Genomic DNA, 14,515 nt, shown 5'->3' with positions numbered 1-14,515 from the left:
GACAGGGCTGGTGTTTCCTTTGGGCCGTGAGTCGAACCGCCGAACGCGTTTTGACAGGCCATGAAATCCCTTCATGGCTAAACCCAAACGGTTTTGGAGCGGCGAGCATGGCAGGTTCAAGCACACGTCCAACGGCGGAACAGGTACGGGCCAACTATCGCAAACAACTCTTCAAAGGAGGCGAGACGCTGGAGTTCAGAGCGCCCATCGTGGTGGATGCCATCCCCGGCGACGCCGACGGTTTGATACCCATCAGCAAAATCGACGCGCCCTTGCAGATCAAGATTCCTGAATGGCCAAATCGTCCGGATCCGGGACTTCCGTTCTTCAATAAGCTGTACTTGGATTGGAAACCTGCCAGTTCGTCGGAGTTTTTGGAGTTTCACAGTGAAGATGTTCCCGACAGCGGTGCGCTGCCCTCTGATCAATTTCCTCTGGACCGGCAAATTCCGCTGACGATCTTTGAAAGCTATGAAGGGACGTTTCAGCTCCGGTACCGAGTGAAGGAGTGGAACTCGTCCACAGAAACGCTATCTTTCACGGCGCCGATTACGATCGATAGGACGGGGCCCATCAGGCCCGACGTACCGGAGCGCATCATCATCCTGCCCCAACAGCCGATCACGACGGCCATCCTGGATCAGGATGGTGGCGTCAGATGCGAGATTCCTGATTTCACTGAAGACAAGAAAGAGTTTGTCACTGTTGCCGTAGCCTGGCTGGATAAGCCACCGACTTCGGACATGGATCCTGCGGACTTGGCGTATCTGGGATTGCTCCCTCCGACTCGGCAGATACTGGTGCCTAAAGATATCGTGACGCGCCTGGGCTCGAAACTTCACTATGTCGTGTATTTCCTGTTCGACAAGGCGGGTAACCGCAGCGATATGCCGTTCCCGGTTGAAGTCGTGGTCGCCTTGGGCAATCTACCGACCAATTTACGTGCTCCCAGCGTCCCGTTGGCTGCCGACAACCTCATTGATTGGGTCGATGCGGGTTTTCCAACCAAGGTGGAGATTGGCGAATACACGAACTGGGACGCCTACGACGGAATTGTCATCCGATGGGGAACCACCAAGCTTGCTGAGACGCCGGTTGGCTCGCACCTTCCGTTCCCGCTGCAAATCACCGTGCCCTGGACGCATATAAGGGATGAATATGACTTTAACGGCACTAATGTGCAGGTGACGGAAGTGGATTATGAGGTGCTGCGAGGTCCGTACCCGACTGCGTCTCCGGGCAAAATCGACGTCAACGTGGACTTGGCAATCCCTGGCCCGGGAACCGGGGATCCGGGGCCCATTAACCCAGCGTTGGAGTTGATCAGGTTCAAGAGCCACTCGAACAGCGATACCGAGTTGATCGAGGCTGATATTGGTGAACCCGCCTCGGCTTTCATAACGCTATACGATGATCCGCAGGTGGGCGACACGTTGACGCTTTACTGGAACGGCGTGGCGGTGTCCTCCCCTTATATCGTCGATGGCAGTGAAACGCCTAACCAGGAAGTTGAAAGAATCATTCCCTGGAGCGTCATACAACAGACGCCCGTGATGTCCCAATTGCCGATGTACTACACCCTGACTCGGACGGGTTTCACGAACAAACCGGAGTCGCGTCGTACCTTCGTCGATGTCAATGTCGAAGTTATTGATCTCGAAGAGCCTACCTTCCCGGATCAAGACGTTCCTTATCCGTTGAATTGCGAGGCGCTGGTTGAGCAAAACGGCGTATGGGGGATCCGGGTTCTTATTCCACCCTCCGTCCATGTGAAGAAGGATGTAGAGGTCAAGGCCGAATGGAAAACCTACGATAAGAGCGGCAGTGTAGAGTTGCCGAACACCGATCTTAAAGAAGACATCACCGTGACGGAGGACCAGGAAAGAGACGGCATTCATTGGTTCATTGAGTATGACAAGTATCTGAAACCGACCTATGACACCGGCGATCAGTACGGCTATGGAAAAGTGAAGTACACGATCAACATCCGCGGTCAGGACGTCAGTTCTGATCTGGTGACCGTGATGATCGCCGTATTCGAAAACGGGGGGCACTGTGTGATTCCCAGGCCGTGACGTGTTGCCTCGTTCGGTAGCAGGAGGGCGGTTGTCCTCCTGTTGCTGATGACAGGGTAATTCTTCCTGGTTGAATTCGGATTATTCCTACATACCCTGAGGAGCTGTCTCTCTATTATTCGCCGCCTTTGCAAGTTCAAGCACAGATCGTCGGTCACGGCGAACCTACTCTTTGACAGTTTACTTTTGCGGTGTCTGATGAAAGCTAAGAACTCCTTCGTATTGAGCCCATTATCGATATCTTTGAAGTGGGTAGCCCTCCTGCCATTGTTGATGGGCAGCACGCCTTTGCTGGCGCGGATCATCGACAACGACACGTTGGCGATCGACGGCAGCGTCGCCACCGATAACTACCTGCTCAGAAACAATGCCAGCCTGACGGCCAACGGTGCGACGACGAATCAGATTCGGGCTGAGCGCGGATCGTCCCTGACGCTCAACGGCTCGGTCGTGACCTCGGGTACCAGCAGCATCGGCATCGACTTGCTCGACAGCAACGCAACCATCCAAGGCAGCAACATCACCGGCACTGGCACCGGGCTGTCGTTGGGCAACGCGACGGGCAGTCTGCAAGGGTCCGCAGCCACCGTCACGGGCAGCACTATTTCCGGCGGTAATGTGGGGGCATTGGTCGGTGGGTTGAGTCAGTTGGACCTGAACCAAACCGTGCTGACGGGCACCAACGCGAACAGTTTTGGGCTGCAACTGGCCAATGGCCGGGTATCGGCCACCGCCAGTACGATTCGTGGTGGGCTCAATGGCATTGTGATGACCACGGACCAGAACGTATCGACCCCCGGGCGGCTGGTGCTCGATGGCACGACGGTCCAGGGCCAGACCGGTTCAGCGATCGTTGTCAATGATTTTGGCCTGCCGGCCACGACGGCCGACATTCATGTCGGCAACGGTTCGACCCTGATCGGTGGCAACGGCAGAATCCTGGAAGTCAAAGGCTCCTCGACCGCCAACATGACCGTCGACAACAGTCAGTTGGTCGGTGATGTCGTCGCTGACGGCGGGGCCACGGCCAATGTCACTCTGCAAAACCAGGCAACCCTGACCGGCCGGCTGGAGAATGTCGCTAACCTGGCAATCAATAGCCAGGCCCAATGGAACATGGTTGATAACGGCGCCGTGGGCAATCTGTCCATGGATGGCGGGTCGATCAAGTTCGGCAGCCCGACCGAGTTCTATAAACTGTCGGTCGGTGATCTGTCGGGCAACGGCACGTTCATCATGGATGCCAACTTCGCCACCGGCCAGGTCGATACGCTTGAGGTCACCGGTACGGCCACCGGCAACCACACGGTGCTAATGGGCAGCAGTGGCGCCGACCCGACCGGAGCGGGCGCCATACCGGTTATCCATATTGCCGCCGGTGATGCCCAGTTCTCCATGCTGAACGGGCCGGTGGATCTGGGCGCCTATTCCTACGACCTGATCAAACAGGGCGACAATGACTGGTACCTGGACATTGCCTCGCGGATCATCAGCCCTGGCACTCGGTCGGTGCTGGCGCTGTTCAACACCGCGCCGACGGTCTGGTATGGCGAGCTCAGCACGTTGCGCAGTCGCATGGGTGAAGTACGCAGGGATGCCAACAAGGCGGGTGGCTGGGTGCGTGCCTATGGCAACAAGTTCGATGTCAGCGCCAGCTCCGGCGTGGGCTATCAGCAGACCCAACAGGGGCTGTCGTTCGGTGCAGATGCGCCGTTGCCGATGGGGGACGGACAGTGGCTGGTCGGCTTGTTGGGCGGCTACAGCAAATCCGACCTGGATTTGAGCCGTGGCACCAGCGGTACGGTCGATAGTTATTACCTGGGCGCCTACACCACCTGGCTGGATGACGAAAGCGGCTACTACTTTGACGGCGTGATCAAGTTCAACCGCTTCCAGAATGAGTCCAAGGTGCAGCTGAGCGACGGCAAGAAAACCAAGGGCAACTATGACAACCATGGCGTCGGTGGGTCCCTGGAGTTCGGCCGGCACATTGCCCTGGCCGACGATTATTTCGTCGAACCTTATACCCAACTCTCGGGCGTGATTATCCAGGGCAAGGATTATGACCTGGATAACGGTCTGTCCGCTGAAGGTGACCGCGCTCATTCGCTGCTCGGCAAATTGGGGGCAACAGCCGGACGCAATTTCAATCTGGGCGAAGGCAAGGTGGTGCAGCCGTATGTGCGTGTCGCCTATGCCCATGAGTTCGCCAACAACAACGAAGTCAGGGTCAACGATAACAAGTTCAACAACGACTTGTCGGGATCTCGGGGCGAGCTGGGCGCGGGCGTGTCCATGACGCTGACCGACAAGGTCTCGATGCACGCGGATCTGGACTACAGCAACGGTGACAAGATCGAACAGCCGTGGGGTGTCAATTTTGGTGTTCGTTACAACTGGTGATCTGAGCGCTCACGAGGGGAGGGCCTCAGGGGCCGCCCGCGTGGTTTATAAGTGCGGTCATGAGGGCCAGACGTGAATGGGTGAGAACTGAATTTCATATTTCAACGCCCGCCGGCCAGGCCGACCACGCTAATGAGCCGGCTCGCTTTTTAGTGAGGCAACAGCCATGTCGAGTTCCAGAGACCAGCAGCGTTTCAATGAACCTAAAGTGGACCTCTCTCCGCCCGATATCATCGGAGTGCTCGACCCGGCTCCCGGTGGTGAAGAGAACCTGCTGCGCAAGGACGCCTGGCTGTTGCCGCTACGGGTTGAGTTCGACCTATGGAGTGACGCCGCTCAAGAACCCGGGATGACCGATACCGTTCGGTTGTTTTGGAGAGGGGCTAAGGTCGACGAAAAATTCCTGCAGGGCCCGGTCCAGGAGGCGGACCTCTGGTTGAGGGTGCCTGTCACCGAGCTGGATGAGGGCGTCCATTCCTTGTACTACCAAGTGTTGCCCTGGAATGGTTCGGTACCTCGTGAATGCGTCCCGGTGAACGTCACCATCGATAAAACCCCTCCCATACTGGCTGCCGACAGCGAACTGGTTTTCCCCTCTGAAGTCCTGCCTCCCAACAAGCTCACCGCCCATTACCTCGAATTGAACAACGACGAGGTGCGGGTCGATCTGCCAGCCTACACAATCCCGCGACCCTGGGACCGGATCACCTGGTACTGGGGCACCACCCCGGGCACCCAGGATCAGGCCGGCGTCATCGAGCTGGATGACCGGAATTTTTCCGACCCGGTGGTCGTCACGATCCCGGGCGACTTGATCCGGGACAGGGGAGAGGGCTGGCGCTACGTGTGGTATCAGGTGCAGGACCGTGCGGGTAACCTGAGCTTGCGTTCCGAGCCGGTCGAGTTGGATGTTTCCGCGACGCCTGTGCCGCGAGTGTTGCCGTGGCCTGCCGTCGAAGGTGCCGTGGGGGCCGGGCAGCAACAGACACTGGACCCGTTGGTGCCGCTTAACGGCGTGGTCATTGTGCAGGTCCCGCCAGAGGCGGTGATCTACCCTGGCGAAAAAGTCTGGGTGCAGTGGGGCGAACCGGGGACCCTGGGCGCGACCCGGGTGGAGCAGCCTGTCAGTTCCGGTTCACGTCGTTATCAGGTCGACATGCCGTACCTGGCCGCCCATATCGGCAGGGCGTTACCGGTGTCCTATGGGGTGATTGACGCCAGGGAGCAGGAACACCTGTCCGCAATACGTCAGTTGCAAGTGCAAACCCTTCCCAGCCAGCGACTCGAGGCCGTCCAGTGCGACGGCCTTTCCGGTGGCAACCTGAGCTACACCTCAGTGGCGCCTGAAGGCGCTCGATTGACACTGAAGAAATGGCCGCTTATCACCACGGATCATTGGGTCCTGATCACGATGACCGGCGTCAGCACGACAGGCCAGGACTCGTCGTTCGAAGCGGTGAGAAAACGCCCGGTGACGACGCAGGAGCTGGTTGCCGGGATTGGTTTCAGCACGGATGTCAGGGTGTCCAAGGTCTTCTTGAACACCCTGCAGCGCAACAGGCCGTTAACCGGAAAGGTTTATGTGAGTTTCGATGGCGGGCAGACATGGCCGCCGTTGGCGGCGCCTAATTTTCCGTTGTTGCAGTTGACGTTGGTGGGGTGAGGATGATCAAGTTTTTAGATTTTTAACGTGAATGTTGTGAGTGTTGTAAAGAGTAATTTGTGCCGAGGGATCTAGAGGAAAAGCCACAGAGTATGTGATTTTAGGGAACACATGCTCTGTGGCTTTTTTGATTCCTGATTATTAGTAGCCTGACGCTCCGTTGGTTGTTTTTACAACTAGTCCTCGCATAAGTCTAGCTTTCTTTCTTAGAGTTCCGGCGAGATCGTTGGATTCCTGTGCTGCTTTAGATAGTACCGGCGCGGCCGGCACCAAAACTCGAGAGTCGGTTGAGCTTGCACTTCTATCGCTAGTAGTGCTGCTACGGTGGCTGTTACTGCGGCTGCCAATACTATAGTCGATCTCTGGATCATCGCCTGGATAGGCTTGGACATCGCCTAACCCAAACTCGCGCGTCTGGTTGGAGTTTCGAGCAACGGGCTCGATATTACGAATGGCATTACTTGGCTGAGCCTTGGCGTTGCTCATAGACACATTGACACGAGGGAGTTTCATTGCACTTGTATTACCCATACTCCCTTTGCTTAAAGAAGCAGCAGCCCCAATCCCAACCCCAACCCCAACCCCAGTTGTAGCTGTAGCCCCCGCCCCGGCCCCCGCTCCGGCTCCCGCTGCCGCCGCTCTACTAAAAGTAGACCAGACACCTAGACTTACTAGACTGCCTATCGCAAGCAGGATGCCACCAATCGATATCATCGTAACGTTGTTCGTTGCCGCTCCTACTGACATCACTACAGCCCCAACACCCACTAGCGCTAAACCGACAAGGGCCGTGGCCGCCCCCCCGGTCGCCACCGCGGCCGCGACCGCAAAAACCAACGCCACAGCGGCACCCACCCAAACGCCCATCTTCTCCCAGAAGGACATCTTCTGCTTCGGCTGCTGGATCGGGTCGATGTAGTCCGGGTTGTCCGGGCGCGGTCCCCTGGCCCGATGCCCGGTCGGATCGCGAAGCGCAATCGGATTGCCCAGGCAATAGGCATAGGGGTTGGTCCCGCCCGCGTCGAACGGGCTGTCGGAATCCGGGCTGTGAAAGCGCATCAGGTTGGGGTTGTACACGCGGTAGCCGCGCCCCAGCAGGTACCAGTTGTCGTCGTCTTCACACACCTCACTGTTGAAAGCCAGCAGGCTTTGCAATTCATCATCGCTGCTGCGCATGCCGTAGGCGCTGTAGACGGCCGTGCGCACCTGCGATTGCGAGCATTCTCCGATGACGTTGGGGCTGGCATCGGTCATCAGCAAGACGGCCTGTTCATGGCCATCGATGGGCTGCTGGCCCAGGGGGCGCTCATCGTGGAACAGGTATTGGGTGCCGGTGCCGTTTTGCAGGGTGTGGCTCAGGGTATAGCCTTGGTAGAACCGCAGGGTTTCCTGTTCGTTACCGCGGCGAACACCCACCAGATGATTATGTCCGTCATAGCGATAGCTCAGTAGGGTCTGCCCCTGGGCATCCTTGACCGCCACCAGGCGTCCATGGTTGTCGTAGACCAATTGCCGGTTCTGGTCATCATTGAGCATCTGGCCGTTGGCGTCGTAGCTGAATTCCAGGAGGGCAGGGTAACCGCCGCTGGTGTAGGTGTGGGTGATGCGCTCCAACCGGCAAGGATCATCGGCGGCATAGGTGAACGCCGCGACGTCGGTAAGGTTGTCAGCGAATTGGGTGGTCACCCGTAGCAGGTTATCCAGATCATCGAACCGGAACACCTGGCTGGCGATGGCATTGCCATAGGCATCTTTGGGCAGGGTGCTGCCCGTGCATTTATGCTGGATGAGCCGGCTGCGCGCGTCATAGGCAAACTCCTCGTGGAGCAGGCTCTGGCCTTCCAGGAAGACGTGCCGCTCCTTGAGTTGATTGTCGTCCTGCCAGGCCTGGGTAATGACCCGCGGCGGTTGATTGTCGAAGGCCAACGTCCGTTCAATCTCACGACCCAGGGTGTCGTATGTGACGTCGGCGGTCAGGGTCGATTGCGGGCTGCGGGTCGTGGTGCGGTGCAGGCGGCCGAGTGTGTCGTAGGCGAATTCGGCCTGCAGCGCACCCTGGATGACCGTTTCGGCGCGTCCGGCAGCGTCATAGGTGTACCGGGTATCCAGGCCGTCGGTATGACTGCGCAACATCTGCCGCCCATGCAGGGAGGTCCGGTAAGTGGTTGCCATCCGCGTGCCGTCGGTGTCGGTCCAGCTTTCGTATTCCAGTTCACCGGTATCGGCGTAGCGATATTCACGCTGGCCATGCGTGTTTTGCGCGTGGGTGATCGCCCCGGTCTTGAGGTCATAGACATACGTCGCTGATTCATCCTTGGAGGTGGTGATCGCCAACGGCTGCTGGGTCAGTTCGGGTTTGTATTGGTAGTCGAAGACGTCGTTCGCCGGTGTAATCCGCTGGCTGGGCTGCATCTGGCCGCCGATGTAGCGAAACGCCTCGATGCGTGGGTTGGCCGTCGGACCGACACGGCGCTCCGTCAGACGCTGGAGGCTGTCAAACGACTGGGTGCCCAATTCCACTTCCGGCTTGGCGTTTCCCGTTACGGCGAGGCGGGTGATCTGCTCGTCAATGCAATGTGCGGCAAATGTCCGGCTGATGAGCGTGTTGTCGGGCAGCGTCGTGGTTTTCATGCGGTCATGGGCGTCGTAGGCAAAGTGCGTCGTGCGCTCCTGGCCATCGGCCAGCTCTTTTTGCTGGACGCAGTTGCTCTTGCCGTCATAGGTGTATTCGACCGCGCCGACGATGGGCAGCCCGCTTGTTTCAAGCAACTCGCGCAGATGTTCCGCGACCGGACGTTCAGGGTGTCCGTGGCATCGATCGATCAGCGGCTGCGCATCGAAGCGCTGGCTGCGCTCGAGCTTGCCGAATGCGTTGTACTCGGCTGCGCTCAGGTTGCTGATGAGCATCGTCGTTTCTGTGGCCGGCGTTTCCAGCCAGCGGTGCTCGGTCGGCCCGTTGCGGCCGAACGGTGACCACAGGTAGCGACTCACGACGCCATCGGCCTGGGTTACACGGTGGGCAAACCCCCAGGCATCGTATTCAAAGCCCTGGCGCAGGGGCATGGCGTTGTCGTCCAGCCAGTCGTAGTGGACTTCTTCAATCAGGTTGTCCAGCTTGTCGTACGCGGCGGTCAGCACCCGACGGGGCGCCTTGGCCTTCTCGGCCCGTTCCTGATAGACCACGCGTCCCAGGCCATCGAAGTGGCTGTAAGTCGTGACGCCCTTGACGTCCGTCATGCTCTGCGAGGCTTTCTGTCCGTCCGCGTTGGCCAACGTATAGGTGAAAATGCGTTCAGCCTGGGCGTCGGGCGACTCAGGTGAAACTGTTTCCTTGACGACCCGGCCCAGCGCGTCGTATTGGCGAAGCAACTGCACGCCATCGAGATCGTTGGACAGCACGGTTTCGCCGGTGATCAGCGAGTCTTGGCGGGACATGGTTTGCTCGATGCCGTCAAAACCGGTGAACAGCTCGCGAGTCTCCAGCACCGTCTCCCCGGCCAGCACGCTGACGAGCTTGGCGTACTCGTACCGATACGTACTGGTGGTGCCATTGAGCATGACTCGCTGGTTGAGCAGGCGGCCATGCAGGAAGGCGTCCCCAGGCAGTTCGTGGTATTCGAGCAGGGTTTGTTGCAGGGTCGTTTCCTGGGTGCCTTCCACCTGTACCAGGGTTTCGCTGTCGACTGCCAGCCAGGTGTCCACCCCACTGTTGATCAGCGGCGGATGCTCCGTATAACGCCGGCGGGTGCGCAAGGTCGGTGCCCCAGGCTCGCCCTGGGGCGAGGGAAACACGGTGGTGTCCTTGAGACGGCGGGTGAAGCGATCTGGCGGGCAACCGTCTTCCCCATGCTTGGAATAATAGTCATAGACGGTCCTGAGGCCGTCGGGCTCGACCCGCTCGGTCTGGTTACCGTTTTCATCGTAGGCGCTGCGCTCGGTTTCGGCGCGGTATTGGCTCGCGTCATTGTCCAGCTCCCAGCTGGTGGTGACCGCCTTGGGCATCTGGAACTGCGGAACCTGGCGCTCGAACGCCACGTCCTCGGCGTAATACTGGGTCGCAACACGCATGACGCAATGTTCCTGCGTGGTTTTTTCTTCGGTCAGCAAATGGAATCGGTTGTAGCGGCGCTCCACCTGGCGTACCGCGTTGCCACCGATCATCAGGCTGGCGGTACTGCCGTATTCGTAGCTGGCGCTCAGTTTGTACAGCGGGTCCATCCCTTCTTCCCAACTGACGGTTGCGCCGGCACCGAGGAAGTTGTGGGCGGTGTAGCTGAAGACTATCTCGACCATCGTGTCGTCGGCGGTGTCCAGGCCGAAATCGGGATAACTGCGATGGCGGGTCACCCGTGGCAGGTTGGGGCGCGTAACGCCACCGGGGTAGGGATGCCCGCTGTCGGTGTACTCGATGGTTTCACGACCACCGACCGGGGTCTTGACCTCGTGCAGGCAGAGTATGTTGCGAATCGGCCCGTTGCCGTAGCCAAAGCGCCAGGAGCCCTTGTCGGGGGTGGGCAGGATAATTTCGGTGACCCAACCGCTGGCGTTGAGCTTCATTTCATAGCGCGCCAACGCCGCGCCGCCGGGGCCGGCGTCGGGGCGCACGAGGATCTCCACCCATTCATCACCGCCGTGACGATTGATGCGCAGCAGTTCGCCCTGGGCGTCGCTGATGCTTTGCAGGCGCTGGCCACCACGGAACAACACGTAGGCCAGGGTCAGGCTGTGGCCGGTGGGCGCGGTGATGCTCACGGGCAAGGCCACCCGGTCGTTCTGGCTGCCACCGACCTGCAGGTGTTCGACCATGCCCGACTTGTGCAGGATGCGATAGCGTTCGTTGCCGAGGTTTTCGAAGTGGAAGGTGTCGAGTTTCTTCTCGCGAATGTCGGGAGTCGTCCCGCTGCCGGTGACCTTGAAGGTTTCGCCGGTGCTCAGGGCGAGGATGCCGTCATGGGGCGTGAATTGGGTCAGGTTGAGGTTCCAGCCGACCCCAAAGCCGGAGTCCAGGGTGTTGATCGGGTTGAAGGCCAGGCTCAATGGAAAGGCCGGGCCATTTAGCCAATTGTTCTTGACCTCGGGCAAGTCGATGGACACGGTGTACTGGCCGGTGCGCGGGTCAACGCCGCCCTGTACAAAACTCATGAAACCGAACGCCTGGGAGTTCACGGCTTTTGATGTGGTCATGGTCCGTTTCTCAACTATTAAGAGTCAATGCTTGAACATGATTTAAGATTTAAGGTGAAGGAGGTGCGGCCGATGTTTTGACTTGGACACAAGAAACTTTATCGCGGAATTCGGTTTTTATATTCAGGTCGACCATTTGCAGGGCGGGTTCGATGATCTCGCTTTTTTGAAAGGTGGTCAGGTATTCAATGGCAATAATGGTAGTGTTAGACTGCTTTTTTTTGGTTTTCAATAATACCCAGGAAGAGTTATCCAATAGTGCACATGAGACGTTGTCTGTCAGAAGAATAGTGGTGGCCGACGGTACTTCTGCCAGTTCGATTGTACGCGCCCTATCGCTCCAATCCTTGCACGGCTGTCCACTAAGAAAGCTGTAGGTCTTGGTTTCGCCAGGCCCCGGTACGGGTAAGGAACAAATCGCATTGTCCTTGTCCCTCAATATGATTTCTGAAAAGGCCGCGGTCGAATAGATCAGTTGACTGCCTAATAATAAACCGGCAGCCATTATTTTGATGTGGTTCATGATTGACATGTCCATATCGATAGAGAAGGAAAGTGCACAAGCAACATTAGCCTCAACGGTATCACCTCGAAGTTGATCTGAAACCTAACAGTTCTGTTAGTGGACAGTGTCGCGCCTGGAAATCTAGAGTGTGGTCTCCAATGTCCTGGAGGTTGAGCCGCCGCCAAGGGCCGCATAAAGCGTCCGGTTACCCAGTCCAATCAAGGCGAGGGCGGTGTGGCCGAGGTGGTGATATGGATGCAGGAAACCTTGTCCCTGAATTCGTTTTTTATTTGCAGGTCGATCATCTGCAAGCCTGGTTCTATGATCTGGTTCTTTTGAAAGGTCGTCAGGTATTCAATGGCAATGATGGTCGAGTTGGTCTGCTTTTTTGTGGTTTTCATGACCAGCCATGAATTGCTGGAGTATCGCCCGCAATCGCCTGATTCACTCATGATAATGGTCGTGGCAGAAGGGACGTTCGTCAGTTGAATGGAGCGGGCTCTATCGTTCCATCTCTCGCATTGCAGTGGCGCGTTGACAAAACTGTAGGCTTTAGTGTTACCAGGTTCCGGCACGGGTAAAGAGCAAATAGCGTTTTCGTTATCCCTCAATATAATTGTGCCCGTCGTTGAAAAGGCGGCGGCTGAATAAAGCAGTTGGCTGCCTAGCAATAAGCCGACAGCGATCGCTTTGATAGAAGGCATAGCACGTTCCATATCAATCATGAAAGAAGGCGGCACAACAGTAATTAGCCTCACGTTAACACTTTCATGGTGATCTGGAACCTAGCAGTTCTGTTAGTGGACAGTGTCTCGCCTGGAAACCTAGAGTGTGATCTCCGATGTCCTGTTGCACTCGAATTTTCGAGGACTATCAAATGGCGGATGTGAACCCTCGCCCGGAAATACCGGCGTTACAACCGGGTGATTGGATCGATCTGGAGCACATGCGCGGCGCTCCGCTGCTCAGCTATATCAAGTTTCCCGGCATGGGCATCGGCGACACGCTTTGGCTGAACTGGCAAGGGTGCGGCGCCCAGGGCGAAGCGGTCGATCTCATTGATTTTCGAGTGCAGGTGAGTAGCGAGGGTGGGTACACCCCGGAGCGGGGCATGCCGGTGAATCTGCCCAATGAGCTGCTTCAACGCCTGGACCAGGGATGGGGGCTCTATTCCTATGCCGTGGGTTCGCTGGATGCCCCCAACGACCCCAATGCAAAGGGGCCGGAATCGCTTCGCGTATTCTGCTACGTGGGAAGGCACCCTGAAGCCGTCAACAAGCTTCCCGTCCCGCACATAAAGGAATCTCATGACCGTTCGATAGACGCTGCGACCATCGGTTCGTCAGGTGCCATCGCGGTGATACCGCCTTACCAGGCCATGAGTGTCGGGGATACCGTGACCTTCCGTTGGCAAGGCTACTTTGCAGACAGCCCGGAACCCGTGCACGAGGACACCAGGGCAATCAGGGCCGAGCACGTGCGCCAGCCATTGACGTTTACCGTGCCCTTTATCGAAATTATCGGCATCGCGGGTGACTACGCCGATGTCAGTTACCGCGTCGAGTACGCTGGGCAGTCTGCGCCTGCCCGGTACAGCGAGTCGCAACAGCAGCGAATCGATATCGTGGCGCCCGGCTCCGCCTTGTTGCCCGCCATTACCGTCAAGGACTACACCGGTGGCCCGATCAACCCCGGGCACTATCCCGACGGTCTGACGCTGCTGGTCGAACCGGTCTATCCGGACATCCAGGAAGACGACTGGGTGGTGCTGTACTGGACGGGAAGCGAATCGGCCAAGAGTGTCACTCAAGCGCTACGGGTCGATCCCTCGATCGTGGACAGCACACGCATCGAATTTCACATCGAGCCTCAATGGCTGGCAGCCAACAGCAATGGCCAGGTGAAGGTGCTTTACCAGTACGCGCGAGCCGGCACGGCCCAAACGGCCGAACCCCTGGTGCTGGAGATCAGCAAGCCTCTGCATTTGCCGGCTCCGAGTGTCGAGGGCGCCACCGCGAATGGGGAAAACCAGGGCACATGGCCGGCAAGCACCAACGGCACTTTCGTCACCGTGCCCGACACGGCGGAAATCGGCTCGGGCACGGTGGAAGTGCATTGGCAGGGGCATCCCAATGGGGGGCGGTACATTACGACGACGCCAGTCTCGGGCAGGCGTTTTCAGATTCCTGCCACCGCTATTGCGGCCAACATGTCGACGGTCGCGCAAGGTCGCTATTTTCCGGTGTTCTATCGAGTGAACGGCGAGGACTCCGTCCATTTCAACCTGCTCGTCACGCCGCTGGACGCCAACCGCTACCCCTCGACGAGCTCCGTGCATATTACGGGCAACCAGATGTCTCGGAGCAACGTCCCCTTCAGCGGGGCCGATCTGGTCATTGAGTCCTCGGGCTACGACGCCTGGCCCTTCATGGCCGAGGGGCAACTGTTGACGATGGAAGCCGCGGGTATCAGCGATGCCGGCCCGGTCGTATTGCCGGTGCGTAACGCCCTGCCTGTGTCAGAGGCCGAATTCAGAAACAAGAAAATTACGGAAAAGTTACCGAAAAGCTTTTTGGAAATCTTACAGCTCAATGAACAGTTTTCATTAAAAGCACGTGTCAGTTTTGACGGCGGTGAAACGTTCACGGTCTTTAGAGATACCACGGCGACGCTGGTTAGATAAAT

The 14,515-nt window shown here is 58.0% G+C and carries 7 protein-coding genes; 4 read left to right on the top strand and 3 right to left on the bottom strand.

Features of this window, described 5'->3' with window-relative positions:
• Positions 1–107 precede the first annotated feature (107 nt).
• The 3 genes from KI241_RS20215 (at position 108) to KI241_RS20205 (ending at position 6,141) form a co-directional block, all read left to right on the top strand.
• On the top strand, positions 108–2,075 hold the full coding sequence (locus KI241_RS20215) for a hypothetical protein (protein ID WP_042732426.1): 1,968 nt from the start codon (positions 108–110) through the stop codon (positions 2,073–2,075).
• A gap of 198 nt (positions 2,076–2,273) precedes the next feature.
• Positions 2,274–4,478 (top strand): autotransporter outer membrane beta-barrel domain-containing protein, encoded by a 2,205-nt coding sequence (locus KI241_RS20210; RefSeq protein WP_042732427.1) that lies wholly within the window; start codon positions 2,274–2,276, stop codon positions 4,476–4,478.
• Positions 4,479–4,644: 166 nt separating this feature from the next.
• Positions 4,645–6,141 carry a hypothetical protein gene (locus tag KI241_RS20205; RefSeq protein ID WP_212802928.1) on the top strand — a complete coding sequence of 499 codons (1,497 nt, stop codon included), beginning with the start codon at positions 4,645–4,647 and terminating at the stop codon, positions 6,139–6,141.
• A gap of 141 nt (positions 6,142–6,282) precedes the next feature.
• Here KI241_RS20205 and KI241_RS20200 read toward each other — a convergent pair whose 3' ends face one another.
• The 3 genes from KI241_RS20200 to KI241_RS20190 all read right to left on the bottom strand — a co-directional run bounded on the left by KI241_RS20200 (position 6,283) and on the right by KI241_RS20190 (position 12,534).
• A complete protein-coding gene (locus tag KI241_RS20200) occupies positions 6,283–11,325 on the bottom strand; it encodes an RHS repeat-associated core domain-containing protein (RefSeq protein ID WP_212802927.1) in 5,043 nt (1,680 codons plus the stop codon).
• Positions 11,326–11,374: 49 nt separating this feature from the next.
• On the bottom strand, positions 11,375–11,848 hold the full coding sequence (locus KI241_RS20195) for a hypothetical protein (RefSeq protein WP_212802926.1): 474 nt from the start codon (positions 11,846–11,848) through the stop codon (positions 11,375–11,377).
• Between the two features lie 200 nt (positions 11,849–12,048).
• Positions 12,049–12,534: a hypothetical protein gene (locus tag KI241_RS20190; protein WP_123578393.1), complete on the bottom strand. Its 486-nt coding sequence runs from the start codon at positions 12,532–12,534 to the stop codon at positions 12,049–12,051.
• A gap of 173 nt (positions 12,535–12,707) precedes the next feature.
• Here KI241_RS20190 and KI241_RS20185 point away from each other — a divergent pair, with 173 nt between their 5' ends.
• The gene (locus KI241_RS20185; RefSeq protein ID WP_212802925.1) at positions 12,708–14,513 is read left to right on the top strand and encodes a hypothetical protein; all 1,806 of its coding nucleotides are present in this window, start codon (positions 12,708–12,710) and stop codon (positions 14,511–14,513) included.
• Positions 14,514–14,515: the final 2 nt, after the last annotated feature.

Origin of the sequence: Pseudomonas sp. Cab53 (assembly GCF_018325965.1) — a bacterium.
In the GTDB taxonomy this organism is placed as follows: Bacteria; Pseudomonadota; Gammaproteobacteria; order Pseudomonadales; family Pseudomonadaceae; genus Aquipseudomonas; species Aquipseudomonas chlororaphis_E.
This window is presented reverse-complemented; position numbering and strand designations above follow the sequence as displayed.